The organism is Olegusella sp. (genome assembly GCF_057238325.1).
Map to the genome: position 1 here is coordinate 70,952 of NZ_DBHHGF010000001.1, position 17,379 is coordinate 88,330.

A 17,379-nucleotide genomic window follows, 5' to 3' on the forward strand; every position below is an offset into this window, starting at 1 on the left:
CTGCATATACACTCAAAAAAAGAAGCAATGCAAAGAAAACTCCAACCCAACCCCACGAAATTCGATTGGGTTGGGGTAAAAAGTGAAAGAGCTTTTGTGGTGCAAACTTAGCGAGAGCTATTACCAACCCAACAGCCAATAAGCCAGCGAAAAATATCAAGAACATACTTTTAAGCCTCCAACGGTGTTACCCAGCGTTCATGGGAATCCACGTTAGGATAGCCTTGCCTAACTTATTCTGCTATATAAATCCTGCAATTTAAGAGTACGTAAAGGGAGATAAAAGAAACCCTGCATATTACCTACCAAATTGCATGATTTGAAATGTTCGCGAAGCAGACTCAGTGCAAGGCGCTTTCATCAAGCATGAAGTCATAGACGCTAAGAAGTAGGATGCCTTCATCTGTGTAGTGTCTTTCAATCGGCTTGCCTACGACAATGACCTTACGAAAGGAATCTCCTGTCTTGAGAAGCGACCTCTGTTCTTGGGCGAGCTTCTCTGAATCGGGAAGATCGTATGCTGATTGGATGTATATCCGTTCGCTGCCGTTATTGCATACGAAGTCGACCTCTAACTGCTTGCGTACGGATTTGCCATCTTTATTCCGCTCGCTGACCGTCACGTTGCCAATGTCGACCGAGTAGCCACGTGCGCGCAACTCATTGTAGATGGCATTTTCCATGAGGTGTGTCTCCTCAAACTGGCGAAAGCCTAATCGAGCGTTGCGAAGTCCGAGATCTGAGAAATAGTACTTGTAAGGTGCACCAATATAGCGTCTGCCCTTGATATCGTAGCGCTGTGCGCGTTCGAGGAGGAAGGCATCGTCGAAGTAGTCGATGTATGAAGATACCGTTTCAGGGTCGATGGTTGATCGAGTAACACTTTGGAATGTGTCAGAGAGCTTGTTAGGATTGGTCAGTGATCCTATCGTCGAGGCCATGACGTTCAACAACTCGTCCAATGCGCGGTTATTGCGGACGCTGTTCCTTTCAATGATGTCGTTGATATAAATTTCAGAGAAAAGACGCTGAAGATAATCGATCTTTTCTTCTCGTGTTTCCTTACATGCGACAGCAGGAAGGCCGCCGTACATGAGATAGCTCTGCCATCCCATCGCGACATCGTTATCATATGTGGTCATGAATTCGGCGAAGGAAAGCGGAGCCATTCTTACCTCGTCCCCGCGTCCACGGAACTCGGTGACGATGTCCTTTGAGAGGAGCTTTGCATTGCTTCCCGTGACGTAAACATCCACGTTTTCGCGGGCAATGAGGTCGATGAGGACCTCTTCGAAGTGTTCAAGGAGTTGTACCTCGTCGAGAAGCACGTAGTGCATACCTGGAGCCTCAATCTGGCTTATCACGTATGGGTAGAACACATTGGAGTCGCGGTAGCGTCTGTTTCCGTAGCGGTCGAAAGCCATCTCAAAGATCTGAGTCTCCGATACCCCGCGTTTCAGCAGGTAATCCTTGAAGATCTCGAAGACAAGATAGGACTTTCCGCAACGACGGACGCCTGTCACCACTTTCGCCTGATCAGTGTGCATTCTGCTGATGAGGTTGTCGAGGTATTTTGGGCGCTCAATTCTCATACGCACTCCAATCGGTAATAGTGCATCACGGTGCATTTTTTCCGATTAGTATTATACATCTCATTTGGAGCAGATTTGGGATAGCGATGTACCGAGGAGGAAAAGAAGCAAACACGAGCCGCGTAATGTGATGTTCAAAAGAAAAACAGGTAGGTGGTTCAAACTACCTACCTGTGACTTTTGTGGTGGGCGTTACAAGATTTGAACTTGTGACCTCTTCCGTGTCAGGGAAGCGCTCTCCCCCTGAGCTAAACGCCCGAATATATAACTGCAAAGTTGCAAGCGGGGGTGCTCACATGCAGCAGAGAGTATCTTACGCGAATGTCTCTCTGTATGCAAGAAGATTTTTTCAAATTAGGAACTTGCTTAAATATCACCTAAGATTTGATTGTTGATGGCAGAGGATGGGGGAGGGCGATTGGAAAAGACAGTGCCTGGCAAAATCATGTCAGTTTTGACTCGCGTTGCCTTTATGTTCTGTATAGGTGGCCTTGTAGGATGGCTTTATGAAGTCTTCATCTGTGCACCGCTCAATCAAATGCCTATTGATCTTACCCACGGAGGTCTCGGTATTCCTTTTTTGATGATTTATGGTGCAGGCTCTGCACTGATTGAGCTGGTATTGGGACTGGAGCGTAAACAAAGTGACTGATGGATGCAGCTATTGGCAGTCATTGTGCTAACCACCACGGTTGAATATGTGACTGGTTTGATAATGCTACGTATCGTTGGTGTGCAAACCTGGGATTATCGTCTGCCTGGCTGGGACTTTCTTGTAAGTCCTGATGGGTTGGTGTGTTTACGTGCTTCTTTGACGTTTGGATTGATGGGTCTATTGCAGTTACGTGGGTTGAGCAGGCTGTATGAATGGATGTTTGTTACGAATGCACGAGTGTCAAGAGTTGTAATTTGGCTGTGCTTTGCTCTTGTTGTGCTGGCGTTGTTGAATGGTTCATTCCTACATATCGTTGATACGGGTGGCATGTGGCATTAGTGGTAAGTGATCGTTCATATTGATAGGGTTCGCTGGACCCCTATTCGCTCTAAAGTGCGATGTGCGCCATTACCCCATTTTTTTGTTATGCTATTTGCGCTGGTAGATGGCTTGTTTTTAGAGGCAGCTGTTTTCCCGGGTTTTGCCGTGACTTTGTGATTTGTCATTGCTGCAGGTAGAAAGCTTGCGGCGAGACCATATATATCAAGAATTAACCTAATTAAGCACTGAAATGGCGCACATCGAGCATCAGAGCGAATAGGGGTATAGTGCGGACCCCTATTTTTGGATGCGCTGACATTTTTACGTACCTCTACACGTTCAAATTGATTTCATGACGCTAGAATTATGTCATGACTTCTGAGCAAAATTTTAAGTGCTTAAACTTCTCGCATATATGGAAGAGATCTTTAAAAAGCAGATTAGCAGTTTTGGCAGTTTTGATTGCAGAGGTGAATAACTGGCATGTTTGAGCTTCTTTCCTTTTGTTGGAAGTCTATCAACAACAAAGGTCGCTACATCGCTTTCATGACTCTCTCGCTCGTCAAGGAGTTGCTGAAGGTCGCCCTGCCGCTTGTGACCGGCTGGATAATCAACCTTCTGGTGTCGGGAGGTGACTTTTCTGCCGTCATTTTCTGGTGCGTGATGGTTGGCTTGCTGAGTGTGCTGTCTGCCTTCCTTGGGTATGTGGTGACCTTGCTTTATACGAAGACGCAGTTCGACTCCGCCTTTGCCCTACAGTCCAATGCAATAATGCGTGTACAGCATTTTTGGCAGGGATACTACGGAAAGGACTTTGATCCCGGTTACCTCTCCAAACGTGTCAATAACGACTCTGAGGTCATTTCCATGTTCTTCTTGATGTCTGGGTCACAGGTACTGTCACATGCTCTTACCACAGTGGTTGTCATTGCACTCGTTGCCATCATTAACCTTCCTCTAGCGTTTGTTTGCTTGCTACTCACGTTTGCGGTGGGTTTGGCGTATGTGCTCTCCCGCAGAGAGGTCTTTGAGCGAGGGATGGAATACAAGGAGAAAGTGGCGAACTTTTTCTCAGTCATACTGCATGAGTTTAGTGATGTCGAGTTCATTAGGCGACACGTTCTCTTTGACAGGTTCGCAACGCTGCTCTCTGACTCCTATAGCGCGGTGCGCGATGCGGTCTATCGCGTGAACAGAGTGGGCGCGATCGTGGGTATGCAGACGGAGATTGCTAAAGACGTGCTGCAGATAGCAGTAATATTTGTTGGCGCCTACCAGATCATGATGGGAGCCATGCGGGTTGGCTACCTTGCAACAGTGGCAAGTTACTTTGCCATGCTCTCGGCATCGGCGGAGTACTTCACTCAATTTGGCAGCGAGTATCAAGACTGCCGGTCAAGTTTTGAAAGGCTGCGTCAGCTTTCTGACACACCACTTGAGCAGAATGGTGACATAGAAATCAGTGATAAGGTTTATGTCATATCCTGCAATGATCTCAGCTTTACCTACCCTGGCAACGACATACCCACCATCAGCGGCGCAAACATCCGCTTCGAGGGCTGCGGTCTCTACGGTCTTCTGGGAAGGAACGGTTGCGGCAAGTCCACGCTGCTCAAGCTTATTGCTGGTGAATGGTGCGGTCACTATGAGGGCACAATCTGCTTTGATGACCAGGAGCTTGGGACGCTCGACCACTACGGCCTGAGGCGTACATCTGTGGGTTTCACCGAGCAGGAACCCACGGTCATAGAGGACAGTCTGTGGAATAATCTTACCCTGCTATGCGAGGAACAGCCAGAGCGTGAAGAGGTGCTCTCGCTATGCGACCAGTTGAGGCTGACCGCTCTCATTGGTAAGGCACCGCAGGGGCTGGACACCATCGTCGACGGTACGAACGTAAGCCTTTCTGGTGGTGAGAAGCAGAAGGTCGCCATCATCCGAATGCTGCTCAAGAACCCTCCAGTTATGCTGATGGATGAGCCGAGCTCCGCCCTTGATGCAGATAGCGTCAACTCTCTTGTTGAACTCTTGGGACAGCTTAAGCGCGATCATCTTATCATCATGGTCTCCCATGACGAGAGATTAATAAATGCCTGCGATGAGCTGGTCAGATTGTAACGAGTGACGGGTGGGTTACCTATCCACATTTGCTTGCCGCGAATGCGCGTATGTCGAAAATTGCGATTGGCTGGTCTGCATGGAGTCACCATATGAATGCCTCTACAGCAGAATTTCTCACGTGCGGACATTCTTCTTTACCCCCGTTCATCCAAATCTAAACAGCTGATGTTCTTTGCAGACGTATAGTGATAGCTATAAGTAATGAGCAACAAAAGGGGGAGATATGCTCAATTTTACTTACTACGCACCAACGAGGATTAACTTTGGCAAAGGTCAAATTTCTCATCTTGTGGAGTTGACCGAGAGCGGTTCGCGTGTGCTGCTGTGCTATGGTGGCGGCTCCATCAAACGTAATGGCATTTATGCTGATGCTCTACGCATTATGGGCGAAGCAGGACTTACGGTCTTTGAGTTGCCTGGCATCGAGCCCAATCCTCGTATTGAGACGGTGCGTAAAGGTGTTCAGCTGTGCCATGACGAGCATATCGATATGGTGCTTGCTATTGGTGGTGGCAGCTCGATTGACTGTGCAAAAGTAGTTGCAGCTGGTGCTTGCTATGACGGAGACGCTTGGGATTTGGTGCTGCATCCCGAGCTCATCAAAGCGGCGCTGCCTGTGTATTCCGTGCTTACTCTTGCTGCTACGGGTTCCGAGATGGATGCGTTTGCGGTTATCACGGATCTCAGCAAAAACGAGAAGTGGGGTACTGGTTCGCCTCTTGTTATCCCCAAGATGTCTGTGCTAGATCCGACTTATACTTTCTCGGTGCCAAAGCGCCAAACTGCAGCTGGCACTGCAGATATGATGAGCCACACCTTTGAGAACTATTTTCACTTTGAGCAGGGCTGTGAGTTGCAGGAATCCTTCGCTGAGAGCATTCTTAAAACTTGCATCAAATACGGTCCTATCGCGCTTGAGCAGCCCGACAATTACGAAGCGCGTGCCAATCTGATGTGGGCATCAAGCCATGCTATTAATGGTCTGATTTCTGCGGGTTGCTCGCCTGCTTGGTGCGTCCATCCCATTGAGCATGAGCTCTCTGCTTTTTATGACATTACGCATGGTGAGGGTTTGGCGATTATGACGCCAGCTTGGATGGAACACATCCTTGACGACAAAACTGCGCCCGTCTTTGCACGTTATGCGCGTAATGCGTGGGGGGTTGAGGAAGCGGATGACATGGCTGCAGCAAGGGAGGCCATCGCTTTGACGCGCAAATTCTTCTTTGAGACGATGGGTATGCCTGCCACGCTCAAGGCGGTAGGCATTAAGGATGATACCCACTTTGTCGAGATGGCAGAAAAGGCTGCCAAAGGTAGTCGTGGCTCATTTGTTCTTCTGTCCGCTCAGGATATTGTCGAAATTTACCAGTCTGCACTTGGCTAAGCATGGAATGTGGGCATGCCGTGGGTGAATCATTGCTCACGGCATGCTTTTTTTGTGTGGGGTTTTGTGATAGTTTTTCTTTTAGCTCCGTTGTTATTTAGATTTGGGCGCCTCCTCGTCCTTACGGGCGATATGCACCATTACTCGATTTTCTATGCCGAATGCGTACTGATGTGACTTCAAAGTGCGATCAATGTGGTGGTATGTAGCTCTGCTTGCTTACACTGCCAGCCAAAAGCCACAGACTGTTTCAACTGTCGCACCCCTGCTTGCTAAACGTCACGCATCGTTTCAATCAACACGGCTCTGCTTGCCAAACGCCACATACTCTTTCAATCAACACAGCTTTGCCTGTCAAAGCCACAGATTCTTTCAAGCAGAGTAGTTCTGCTTGCCAAAAGCCACAGATTCTTTCAGAAAAAATGTCAAAAGCCACAGATCTCTTCAGTAGGCTTCACGTTTGCGCAGGTAGATTTTTCGTGCGTGAAACAGAGTGTGGCTTTTGGCTGAAAAAGTGAAGTAGAACGTGGCGTTTGACATCTGGCATGAAACAGAGTGTGGCGTTTGGCACTTGATATGAAAGAGAGCGTGGCTTTTGACATTCGGTATGAAACAGGATGTGGCTTTTGTTGCCTGGCATGAAGTAGAACGTGGCTTTTGGCATCTGGTGTGAAATGGAATGTGGCTTTTGCCGCCTGATGCGAAACGAAGTGTGGCGTTTGACAACCGATGTGAAACAAAACGTGGCGGCTGATTCGAATAAAGAGGAGCTCTGAAAGAAAAAAGGTCCCCGAAGGGACCTGAAATTTCTGGTGTCGGAGGCGGGACTTGAACCCGCACGACCTTTTAGTCAGTCACTAGCACCTCAAGCTAGCGCGTCTGCCAATTCCGCCACTCCGACGTGGTTTCGAGCGAGGAATATAGTATCACGCCCACAGTATTTGGCAAGCCTAAATTTTGATTGGTTGTGGATTTTTTTCGACCGCGCTGGCCTCTCTTGTGAAGGAGCAGTTGAACGGCGTGTTTTTTTCGGCGTCTCGGGTACAGTAATTCTCTAGATGCAATAAAAACGTAGCCGAGAGGGGAGGGTACATGGAGATTCGTTTCAAGAAGAAGTCTTCGCTGAACTTTGTACCCATGCCCCAGCAAGTCGCCAAACAGGGTAGCGATACATTACAAACGATTGCCACCAAACAAAACGATACAAAGCAGCAAACGGCTACTGTCAAGCAAAACGATGCGAAGCTTCAGCCATCACCAGTAAAGCAGAGCGGCCCAAAGCCGCAGATGTCTGCTGCCAAGCAAAAAGATCCAAAGCCGCAGATGCTTGCTGCCAAACAGCACGATACAAAGCCGCAGACCCCTGCCACCAAGCAGGTTACCGCTCCACTACCTGTTTCCACAAAGCGCAGCAAAAAGCCTCGTCTCAAGGTGTCTGGTGCCAGCACCATGAGCAAAGCCCAGCGCGAAACTCGCGATCAGAGCATGGGCCAAGCGCGCAAAGGTCTTATCTTCATCGGTATGGCTACGATTACCTACGCTCTCTATCTAGTGTTTTCTGGACAGATGGGCGAATTTTTGACGGCGATGGCAGGCGTACGTCGTCGCTGGGTAGTTGCCGCTATGCTTGCTTACGTGGTGTATTTCTTCTGGGGCGTATTGGCATATCTGCTTGCTGTTATCAGTGACCGCAGAAGTACGGTTGGTATCCGCGATCTGATGAGTGTTGAAGCCTCGGGTATCTTTTTTTCCAACCTTACGCCAAACGGTGCTGGTGGTGCGCCGGCACAGATTTACCGCCTAACCCGCGCAGGACTTTCTGCAGGTGGAGCAGGTGCAGTGCAGTATACCCGCTTCATTATGTACGAAGCGGGCGAAGGTATTTTTGCCGCGCTGATGCTGCTTTTTCGTTGGGAATGGCTGACAACCACCTATGGCAATGTCACATTTATTGGCATGATTCTTTTTGGTTTCAAAGTCGTTGAGGTCGGTGGCCTTTTGTTGGTATGCCTCCGCCCTGGTTTTGTGCGTCGTGCAGGTAGTTGGATTATTCGCTTTGCTTCTCGTCGTGGTTGGATGAAACGCACCGACCATTGGATTGATGTGGTGACGGTACAGGTGGGGGAGTTCTCCTCGGGCTTTCGCCAGGCAGCAGGCAATTTGCGCAATATGTTGATGACCCTTGTAGTTACGCTGTTGCAGCTTGCCTGTCTGTATTCACTGCCGTGGTTTGTTGCTCGTGCCTTTGGTCACCAAGCAGATCTAATTACCTGCATGGCTTGTGGTTCGATGCTTGAACTTTTGACCTCGGCTGTGCCACTGCCAGGTGGTGTTGGTGGCGCTGAGGGTGGTTTTGCCGTGCTCTTTGCACCTATTTTTGGTGCGCGCGTAGCTGCGGCTTTTGTAGTTTGGCGTATGGTGGAATATCTTTTGCCCATCTTGGCGGCAGCGCCTCTACTTGGATTGCAGTCCAGCCATATTGCAAGTCTTGCCGCGCGTTGGGATCGTCTGCGTTACCGCCTCGCACAAGACTATTCTCAGCTCAGAGCAGGAAAAGGTTTCAGTCGCCAAGAGCATGTCAAAGTCGATCTTCGCAAGGCCAACTCCCGCGCCAAGCAGCGCAAACGTATATCATAGAGACAGATTAATTCGAGCCTGTCAGCTGTGTGGTAGATAGCTCGTTTTTATAGGAAGCAGGACATTTTGGCTAAAAAGAACTACTCACATATACGGGCTACACGCGGAGCGAGTGTACCTGCGGTTCTCGAAGCTCTGCTTGGCATCGTGTTGATTTGTTTGGCTGCATGGCAGCTTGGTGCCGACCAGTCGCTTGCACCAGGCTTTATGGCAACGGTGTGCTACGTTGCGTTGCTCTTGGTAGGTGTTGCTTTGACTTATTTGGGCGTGGAGCGTCAGCGCGATGCAAAGCATTCGGCTGGCGATAACGAAAGGGAAGTACGCCACTAGACCTAAAGGAATGACAGCAATGGCCTTCGTCGAATTTCGTGACGTGCGCAAAATATATCAGATGGGTTCGGTCGAGGTTCATGCCGTCGATGGTATGAATTTTGAAATTGAAGAAGGCGAACTCTGCGTTATTGTGGGCCCATCGGGTGCGGGCAAGACAACCGTGCTCAATATGCTAGGCGGCATGGATTCTTGCACGTCAGGCACAATTTTGCTTGATGGTAGTGAAGTTTCGGCAATGAACGAGCGTCAGCTCACTCAGTATCGTCGTCATGATATTGGCTTTGTTTTTCAGTTTTATAATCTCGTACAAAATTTGACAGCGCTCGAAAATGTTGAGCTTGCAAGTCAGATTTGCCGCAATCCCTTGCCCGCCGCGCAGGTGCTTGCTGAAGTGGGACTCGCAGACCGCCAAGATAACTTCCCAGCACAACTATCGGGTGGTGAGCAGCAGCGTGTGGCAATTGCGCGCGCCTTGGCCAAAAATCCCAAGCTGCTGCTTTGCGATGAGCCAACGGGTGCCTTGGATTATCAGACAGGTCACCAAGTACTTAAGCTTCTGCAGGATAGTTGCCGCAAGAGTGGACGTACAGTTGCTATCGTGACGCACAACTCTGCCTTTACACAGATTGCCGATCGCATTATCAGTGTTCGTGAGGGTCGTGCAAAAAGCGTTGAACTCAATGCCACGCCTGTCGACGCAATGTCGCTCGAATGGTAAGTGTGGGCAGCAATTATGGCCAAACGTCCTCACAACAGCCACAGTTTTAGGCGAGAAGTGATTCGCTCAATTCGCGGATCACTGGGACGTTTTTTGGCGATTATGGGTATCGTTGCGCTGGGTTGCGGCTTTTTTGCGGGTCTGCAGATGACTGGTCCAGACATGCGTGATGCGGCTGACCGCTGGTATGACGGAACGCGCCTTTGGGATTTGCGCGTTGTTTCTACACTGGGCTTTTCAAGCGAGGATGTAGCGCGCATTGATGCAACCCCTGGCGTTGAAGTCTCGATGCCTGCCAAATCTTGCGATGTCATGATGAGCCTAGGAGACGAGCAAATTGCAGCACGCATTACCTCAATTGATGTGAATGCGGCTGTTGCATCAAAGGTTACAGGTCGTTATACCGTAGCTTCCAAGGATGCGCGGTATCTTAATCGTCCAATGCTTCGCGAAGGTACGTGGCCCAAAGCTGCGGATGAATGCGTGATTTCTGCAGATGCAGTAGGGCATTTCAAGCTGGGAGATACAGTTGAAGTGCTCTACGGTACCGATAATTTGAATGACACGCTCGCGGTGCAGCGTTTCAAGGTAGTGGGCACGGTGAGTTCCTCTGACTATCCGTATACGGCGAGCTTTGGCTCAACGACTTTGGGTACAGGACAAATTGACGAGTATCTATACGTTCGTGAAGCTGCCTTCACCCAAGACCTGCCTTATACGCAGGTCTATGTGCGGGTGCGAGGTGCTGAAGCGCAGCTGAGCGAGTCTTCTGCCTATGAAAAGGTGGTTGAAAAGGTCTCCAGGCGCCTGGAGGACCGTGAAGGAGAGCTTGCTCGTTCGCGCCAGGATGATCTTAAACTTGAGGCACAGGCCAAACTTGATGACAAGCGCGCAGATTTTGATGCTCAGCGTGCAGATGCAGAAGCAAAGCTCGATGATGCGCGGCAGCAGCTTGCTGATTCTTATAGCAAGCTTGAGGATGGCGAGGCAGAGTATGCCTCGGGCAAGAAGAAGCGTGATGATGGTGCTGCAGAACTCAGCCGTAAACGCGACGACGCTCGCAAGCAGTTTGCTGAAGCAGAAAAGAAACTCAATGATGGTAAAAAGCAGCTCGACGAAAAAGAAAAAGAGCTGCTAGCGAGTCTATCCGAACTAGATCCTGCCCCAAAAGATCTGTCTTCTGCAAAAGAGATAGTTGCAAGCAAGCTAGGGCAGCTAAATTCTGGTATAAGTCAGCTAGATCAAGGAATCGATCAGTTGAAGCAAGGCATCGATGGCCTTGCCCAACTAAAAGACGGTCTTGCTCAGGCACAGGATGCTGTCTCTCAGCTGGAGCAAGCCAAGCTACAACTTGGTCCTGCTTGGACGGAAGAGCAAGAACAACAACTGCTTGCCGCAAAAGCTCAGCTTGAGAGTTTGCAAACGCAGGTAGAGGCGCTCACAACTCAACTGGGAGACAATCCCGAAGCAAAGCTTTCCCAGCTTGAGACTCAGCGCCAGCAGTTGGATGCTTCCCGCAGGCAGTTTACTGCTGCTGGGGAGGGCATTGATCAGCTACAGACTGCCAAAACAAAACTTCAGTCTGGTCGTGATGAACTTGCAACACAAAAGGCCGAGGCTAATAAAAAACTTGATGCTGCACAGGCAAAAATTGATGATGCAAGCACGCAGTTAAGTAACTCTCGTACAAAGTTAGATGATGCTTGGACAAAGTATTATGACGGCAAAGCAAGCTACGAGCAAAATCGCACCGACGCGGATAAAAAGTTTGCTGATGCCGAAAATGATTTTGCTGAAGCCCAGCGCAAAATCGATGAAATAGAGCTGCCCGATCTTTACGTACTTGATCGTACAAAAAGTGAGGGTGCGGTAACCTATCATGCAGATGCGCAGCGCATGGATCATATCGCGCGCGTATTTCCTCTAATGTTTTTCTTGGTAGCTGCTCTTGTATCGCTGACTACGATGACACGTATGGTTGAGGACGACCGTATACAGATTGGCACCTACAAGGCGCTGGGCTTTAGTACCGCAACAATCGCGAGTAAGTATTTAGTCTATGCGGCTGCAGCCAGCATTACAGGTGCAATCATTGGCACATTGGTTTTGACCCAAGTATTGCCTTCAGTTATCACGAGCTCCTATTCGATTATTTATGCTGTGCCCGAGCTCAAAGTTCCCCTGCCTATCGACCCTGTAATTGCGCTTTTCTCAGGGGGGTTGGGTGTTGGCGTAACCCTACTTGCAACGTGGGGCGCTGTGGTCTCTAGTTTGCGCTCTACGCCCGCAGAGCTCATGTTGCCACGTGCACCCAAGGCGGGAAAGCGCATTCTTTTAGAGCGCATAGGCCCCATTTGGCATCACCTGTCCTTCTCATGGAAGGTTACTTTCCGCAATCTCTTTCGTTACAAGCGTCGTTTCCTGATGACAACGATCGGCATTGCGGGTTGTACGGCTTTGTTGCTGGTGGGCTTTGGTCTCCATGATTCGATTTGGGATATTATTGACCGACAGTTTGGGCCTGTGGTGCACTATGACACGACAGTCGGTCTTAATGACAGCTCGACTACGGCCAACGTAGATGCAGTGGCAAACTACCTTACAAGCTCAACGGATGCGAGTCACCTAGTGCGTGCTCGCCAAGAAAACCTGCAGGCAAGTTCTGCTTTTTATGGAAACAAACACCTGCGCATGCAAGTCATAATTCCGCAGGATTCCAAGGGATTTGACGAAGCGATTAGCTTCCAAGAACGCTTGTCGGGGCGTCATCTAGACTTTAGCGATGATTCAGTTTTTGTTACCGAAAAAGCAGCGAGTTTGTTAGGCGTTTCGGTAGGAGATGAGATTGAGCTATACAAGCAGGACGCTATCGGTAGCGCAGTAGGCGAGCCTCAGCGTCTGCGTGTCACGGGTATTGCAGAAAACTACGTAGGTAATCTGGTATATGTGGGTCGTGCTAGATGGTCAAAAATTGGCAGCGCGCTGACAGATGGCAAGAATGCTGCCAATCCTGTCTTTTCTACGATTTTCTTTTCTCGTGGTGCTGCTACCAACAAAGAAAAACTTTCCGCTGGGCTGCATGATTTGACTGGCGTGTCGACCGTTGAATATGTGGACGAGACCATCAAGACTTATCGCTCGATGCTTTCGGTTGTTGATAAGGTTGTTGTCGTGCTGATTGTTTCAGCGGCGGCGCTGGCATTTATTGTGCTTTACAACCTGACCAACATTAATATTGAGGAGCGAAAACGCGAGATTGCTTCACTCAAGGTGTTAGGTTTTACTCGCCGCGAGGTCTATGCCTATATCTTCCGTGAGATTGGCATGCTTGCGATTATTGGTGATATTGCAGGCCTCATATTGGGTACCTTCCTTGAGCGATTTGTAGTAACTGCAGCCGAGGTTGACTATGTGATGTTTGGCCGTCTCATACATCTGACTAGCTACGGTTTTGCGTTTGGTCTGACACTGCTCTTTGCGGCTGCGGTTCTTGTGATGATGCGCCGTAAGCTGGATCGTGTGGATATGGTTGAAAGTCTCAAGAGCGTAGACTAAGCACGCATCAGCGCATGCCGTAGCGTACTAATTTTGCAGGGGGATTGCATGATTAAGCTCGTATTGACCGATATGGATGGCACCGTTGTGCCTTTTGGCAAGATGAGCGTTTCTGATCGCACGATTGCTGCAGCTCACAAGCTGCTTGATGCAGGCATTGCCTTTGGGCCTGCGACAGGACGCTTATCTTTTGATCTTGCCTCGTATTTTCGCAATGATGCCGATTGTTATCAGACGGGCGTCTTTGCCAATGGCAAGATGGCACGTTATCAGGGCGAGACAATCTATTCTCAGCCAATGGATCCCAATCTGATGAATCGTTTGATCGAAGCTCTGCGAGACGTAGATGATTGCTTTGGCTTTGTCTGTACCCCCGATGAGAGGGGAGGCAGTACGTTTTCTGCGGTGGGGACCTCTCGCGCAAAAATTTTGAGCATGGTAGATGACACTCTGGTACCTCCCGATATTGCAATCATTGATGAGCTTCCTGATCAACCCATTTATACGATGAGCCTTCTTTTTGGGGACTCATTAGGTAGCGTTGAGGAAGCAGTGCAAAAAATGCAAGATATTGTTCCTGAGTTTGACTACGTTTGTCCGTCCCCACATGTTTTGGATGTACTGCCTCGGGGACTTTCCAAGGCTGATGGAGCTGTAGCGTTGATTGACTATCTAGGGTTAAGCCTAGATGAGGTTGTCTTTTTTGGTGATGCAGACAATGACATCACAACGCTTGAGCGTCTAACGCAAACCTTTGTGGTGTCAAACTGCTCGGACGCTGCGCGCAAGTTGGGACGCTGGCATATTGGAGATGCGGCTGATGACGCCCCAGCCCAAATCATGGAAGAGATTGCTGCTAGTGGGGGTCAGCTTCCTGTTATTGCTCGCTAGGGATTGTTGTTTTTAGTGCGGCATCCACCTCATCAAGCAGCTCTAGTCCACGCTCTTCTAGCATGAGTGACCTTGCATGTGTAGCAAAACTTATAGGCCCATGTGCCGACACAAAGTGCATGGCCGTGGTATCGCATGCAAGGTGTGAGCAAAAGACAATCATCTCCTGACCGTCGCCAAAAGCTTTCTCAAGAAAAACGAGGGCACGATCCATACGAAGTGCCGTTTCGTTGCACTTATCTGCTGTTGTATGTACTGCTTTGTTAAAGCAGAATTTTGCGCTCTCAAAACAGCTTTGCTTATTGGCGCCTGCCATAGTCTTACGAGCAACTTGCTCGCGTAGCTGTTCTAGCAACTCAAGATGGTGTATGGAGACAAGTTGACGCTGGCCCTGCTTGCCTCGAGAGCGCCCGTCTTCGCAGCGGTGACGAAGCTTGCCCAGGATTTCGTCAAGCAGTGCGAGTGGACGAGCATCGGACGGTTCGTTGCAGCTGGTTTGCCAGCTTACAAAGTCATCGCGTACGGCATGGAGAGCAAGCTCGGTGGCATCTATTTCGTGTAGCTCTGTGATGATGGCTGCTAGTAGTAGATTGACCACAGCAACACGCTCGTCAAAGGCTGCATTATGCGCACGAGTGTAGATTTTTTCATCAAGATTGCCTGACAAAATATCAGCAACTTTGTAGTCATCCTCGTATTTGGCAAAAAGCTCAAAATAAAGATTGAAGTCTTCTGCCACCTCGCGATCTTGCAAGTACTGCGAGATGAGCTCACCGTCAACCTGTAGACCCTCGTGGGAATAAGCTTGCATCATGCGTGAGAGATCTTCCCAGCCGCGTGCAGTCACGATACGAGCATCGGTGCCCGAGGGACGTACGCGGTAGAAGTTGCCTGGCTTGCCCTCAAGGTAGCTTGTAATGGCTGGGTGAATACCATGGACACGGGCATAATCCAGCCAGACATCAAGGTCGGGTTCTACATCAATTTTTTTGAGACGGTCCATCATTGCGGGATCAAAGGGACGTGCAGCGCGATTGTATTCGGGTGGGTTGCCTGCGCATACAATGGCCCAACCGTCAGGCAAGCGATGTTGTCCAAAGGTTTTGTACTGCAAAAACTGCAGCATAGCAGGGGCTAAGGTTTCGCTTGCACAGTTAATCTCATCAAGGAAGAGAATGCCTTGGGACTCACCAGTGTCCTCAATTGCGTCGAAAACCGCTGCAATAATCTCACTCATCGTGTAGCGAGAAACACGAAACTCTTTGCCTCCAAAGTCAGAGCTTGCGATATAGGGAAGGCCAAGCGCACTCTGGCGTGTGTGGTGGGTGATGGAATAGCTTACAAAGTTGATATCCAGACGGTCTGCAATCTGCGCGACGATGGCGGTTTTGCCGATGCCTGGAGGACCCATCAGGATGATGGGGCGCTGCATCTGAGGCGGAATACGCCACATGCCATGCTCGTCTTGGCTGAGATAGGCACGTACTGCCCCTTCGATTTGCTTGCTTGCCTCGAGTATGTTCATCGCGTTCCTCCTTGAGCGGCATGTGAGACTTGCGTGTTTCTGTGCTTGCCATAGACAGATAAAGATTCGAATTCACCTGGATGGAGTACAAGTTGTTCTGCCCAAGCAGGGACAATTTCTGGTCGATGGTCTTCATCATAAAAGACAAATGCACATTTGAATGGCGGCGCTTGACGAGGATAAATGCCCCAGCCGTCAGTGAAATAAACCAAGCCTCGTAGGTTTGAAAACTCACCTTCCTGCCAAAGTTGTTGCACATAGCGGATGGCAGGACGAAAGTCGGTACCACCTAGTCCGCGCAGTTCTATATGATTGCGCCAACGCGCAAGGTCAGCTGCATTGTTGATGCGCACGTCAGATTGAACGCGGGTATCTGCCTGAATAATATGGATGCAAGCCTGCTTAAAAAAGCCGCCTTTGGTAGTGAGCACATCGTATGTGGCGTCAATGAAATCTTGCACGACTTTTTTGGTAACTGAACTGGAAGTGTCAATGACAATAGCAAAGTCACGAACACGATGTTCTTGACGATATTCCAGAGGCTCTATCAGAGGCATGTCGCCGTAGAGTTCAAGTCCATAGGTATAAAAAACGTAATCAAACTCATCTTCAGAGAGACGCAAATCTTCACTTTCAACGGCAAATTGACGTAGAAATTCACGGTAGTCGCGCTGTTTATGGTGAGAAACTTCAAGAGACCCAATGAGAGTTTGCAAAGAAATGCCTTGATTGCGGGAAAGCGTTTCGAGATCAACCCGCATCTGCTGGGCGATGTGTTCCCATGTTTTTTCAGCATCAGAGGGGATGTCGCTAAGCATCTCGCTTGATTGGAACTGGCTTGGGATATGCCCGTCGCCCGCGTCATGGGAGCTGCTATCAGGGGCGCTTGTATTTTGTTCGGTCTGTTGGGCAAGCTGTGACGATGCGCCAGTGTCTCCTGTGGACTTGCCGTTGCCCTGCTTACTGTCTTGAGACTGTGAAGAGGTTTTTTCTGACGAACGCCATGCTTGATGACTATCTACCAGGAAAAGTTGAGACCAACGTGCAATTTTTTCTTTGTGTTGTCCATGAGCAAGAAGATGATAGATTCGCTCTGTTGTGAGCGGACCGGTAAGCTCAGACGCTACAAGTCGGAGGATTTCAAGGCGTTCGCTTTCAGATGGGTCGCGCTCAATTTGACTATAACTGGTGGCAAGTCCAGTGGTTGTTTTGGGCGTGATGTGCATCTTGTTAAAAATTTCTTCGCAAAGTGCCCAACAGACCATATCTGCAGCTAAATCCCAGAGCGTGTGCTCGATTTCGCCCACAAAAGGATGGAGCAAAATGCAATGCAGCAAGCTGTGTGCATATTCGTGTGTGGGCAGCTTGCGTGTTCGAGCAAAATTGCTCAACAGAATTTCAGGGTTTGCCCATAGCGTAGTGCCGTCAGTTGCTATCGCGCAGGGAAGTTGCTGTATCTGTGGTCGCAATATCCCTGTTGTCGAAGCCAAAAAAGGGGCTGTGGCGATGATTTGACTACGGGTAAGTTCTAGTACTTTGTGTGCAAGGGCTCTATGCTCTGCATTTTGTTTGTCATCTATAGCTTGAGGTATCAAGATGCTACTCATCGCTCACCTCCGGTAAGTACATAGAATTTTTTATGTG

The 17,379-nt window shown here is 49.3% G+C and carries 12 protein-coding genes and 2 tRNA genes; 9 read left to right on the plus strand and 5 right to left on the minus strand.

Annotation, left to right across the window (positions count from 1 at the left end; all coding sequences use genetic code 11):
* Positions 1-341: 341 nt before the first annotated feature.
* A complete protein-coding gene (locus tag ACO5JD_RS00280; RefSeq protein ID WP_484986883.1) occupies positions 342-1,592 on the minus strand; it encodes an ATP-binding protein in 1,251 nt (416 codons plus the stop codon).
* Positions 1,593-1,775: 183 nt separating this feature from the next.
* Positions 1,776-1,850, minus strand: a tRNA-Val gene (locus ACO5JD_RS00285).
* A 160-nt stretch (positions 1,851-2,010) separates the two neighbouring features.
* Between ACO5JD_RS00285 and ACO5JD_RS00290 the strand changes: the two genes are divergently transcribed.
* From ACO5JD_RS00290 to ACO5JD_RS00305, 4 genes are all read left to right on the plus strand, one after another.
* Positions 2,011-2,244, plus strand: a complete 234-nt coding sequence (locus ACO5JD_RS00290; protein WP_484986885.1) for a hypothetical protein — start codon at positions 2,011-2,013, stop codon at positions 2,242-2,244.
* Between the two features lie 12 nt (positions 2,245-2,256).
* Positions 2,257-2,586 (plus strand): putative ABC transporter permease, encoded by a 330-nt coding sequence (locus tag ACO5JD_RS00295; protein WP_484986887.1) that lies wholly within the window; start codon positions 2,257-2,259, stop codon positions 2,584-2,586.
* A 465-nt stretch (positions 2,587-3,051) separates the two neighbouring features.
* The gene (locus tag ACO5JD_RS00300) at positions 3,052-4,686 is read left to right on the plus strand and encodes an ABC transporter ATP-binding protein (protein WP_484986889.1); all 1,635 of its coding nucleotides are present in this window, start codon (positions 3,052-3,054) and stop codon (positions 4,684-4,686) included.
* A gap of 226 nt (positions 4,687-4,912) precedes the next feature.
* The gene (locus ACO5JD_RS00305) at positions 4,913-6,076 is read left to right on the plus strand and encodes an iron-containing alcohol dehydrogenase (RefSeq protein ID WP_484986891.1); all 1,164 of its coding nucleotides are present in this window, start codon (positions 4,913-4,915) and stop codon (positions 6,074-6,076) included.
* Positions 6,077-6,886: 810 nt separating this feature from the next.
* Here the strand turns inward: ACO5JD_RS00305 and ACO5JD_RS00310 are convergent.
* Positions 6,887-6,977: transfer RNA gene (locus ACO5JD_RS00310), tRNA-Leu, on the minus strand.
* 191 nt (positions 6,978-7,168) lie between these two features.
* On the opposite strand from ACO5JD_RS00310, the gene ACO5JD_RS00315 reads away from it, so the two are divergent.
* From ACO5JD_RS00315 to ACO5JD_RS00335, 5 genes are all read left to right on the plus strand, one after another.
* Positions 7,169-8,713 (plus strand): flippase-like domain-containing protein, encoded by a 1,545-nt coding sequence (locus ACO5JD_RS00315; RefSeq protein ID WP_484986893.1) that lies wholly within the window; start codon positions 7,169-7,171, stop codon positions 8,711-8,713.
* Positions 8,714-8,779: 66 nt separating this feature from the next.
* Complete coding sequence (locus ACO5JD_RS00320; protein WP_021625960.1) at positions 8,780-9,043, plus strand: hypothetical protein; 264 nt, start codon at positions 8,780-8,782, stop codon at positions 9,041-9,043.
* Positions 9,044-9,062: 19 nt separating this feature from the next.
* Positions 9,063-9,764, plus strand: coding sequence for an ABC transporter ATP-binding protein (locus tag ACO5JD_RS00325; RefSeq protein WP_484986895.1), 702 nt, complete (start codon positions 9,063-9,065; stop codon positions 9,762-9,764).
* A gap of 15 nt (positions 9,765-9,779) precedes the next feature.
* Positions 9,780-13,319 (plus strand): ABC transporter permease, encoded by a 3,540-nt coding sequence (locus ACO5JD_RS00330; RefSeq protein WP_484986897.1) that lies wholly within the window; start codon positions 9,780-9,782, stop codon positions 13,317-13,319.
* 48 nt (positions 13,320-13,367) lie between these two features.
* Positions 13,368-14,210, plus strand: a complete 843-nt coding sequence (locus ACO5JD_RS00335) for an HAD hydrolase family protein (RefSeq protein WP_484986899.1) — start codon at positions 13,368-13,370, stop codon at positions 14,208-14,210.
* On the opposite strand, the gene ACO5JD_RS00340 is transcribed toward ACO5JD_RS00335, so the two are convergent.
* Complete coding sequence (locus tag ACO5JD_RS00340) at positions 14,197-15,735, minus strand: ATP-binding protein (protein WP_484986901.1); 1,539 nt, start codon at positions 15,733-15,735, stop codon at positions 14,197-14,199. The two genes, ACO5JD_RS00335 and ACO5JD_RS00340, sit on opposite strands and share 14 nt — an antisense overlap.
* Positions 15,732-17,342, minus strand: coding sequence for a vWA domain-containing protein (locus ACO5JD_RS00345; protein ID WP_484986903.1), 1,611 nt, complete (start codon positions 17,340-17,342; stop codon positions 15,732-15,734). Before ACO5JD_RS00345 ends, ACO5JD_RS00340 begins: the two co-directional genes overlap by 4 nt.
* Positions 17,343-17,379: the final 37 nt, after the last annotated feature.

Bases quoted from the DNA above. Each gene is read 5' to 3' on its own strand.
- ACO5JD_RS00330 (WP_484986897.1), top strand. From the start codon at position 9,780: ATGGCCAAACGTCCTCACAACAGCCACAGTTTTAGGCGAGAAGTGATT.
- ACO5JD_RS00335 (WP_484986899.1), top strand. From the start codon at position 13,368: ATGATTAAGCTCGTATTGACCGATATGGATGGCACCGTTGTGCCTTTT.
- ACO5JD_RS00325 (WP_484986895.1), top strand. From the start codon at position 9,063: ATGGCCTTCGTCGAATTTCGTGACGTGCGCAAAATATATCAGATGGGT.
- ACO5JD_RS00340 (WP_484986901.1), bottom strand. From the start codon at position 15,735: ATGAACATACTCGAGGCAAGCAAGCAAATCGAAGGGGCAGTACGTGCC.
- ACO5JD_RS00305 (WP_484986891.1), top strand. From the start codon at position 4,913: ATGCTCAATTTTACTTACTACGCACCAACGAGGATTAACTTTGGCAAA.
- ACO5JD_RS00315 (WP_484986893.1), top strand. From the start codon at position 7,169: ATGGAGATTCGTTTCAAGAAGAAGTCTTCGCTGAACTTTGTACCCATG.
- ACO5JD_RS00280 (WP_484986883.1), bottom strand. From the start codon at position 1,592: ATGAGAATTGAGCGCCCAAAATACCTCGACAACCTCATCAGCAGAATG.
- ACO5JD_RS00345 (WP_484986903.1), bottom strand. From the start codon at position 17,342: ATGAGTAGCATCTTGATACCTCAAGCTATAGATGACAAACAAAATGCA.
- ACO5JD_RS00300 (WP_484986889.1), top strand. From the start codon at position 3,052: ATGTTTGAGCTTCTTTCCTTTTGTTGGAAGTCTATCAACAACAAAGGT.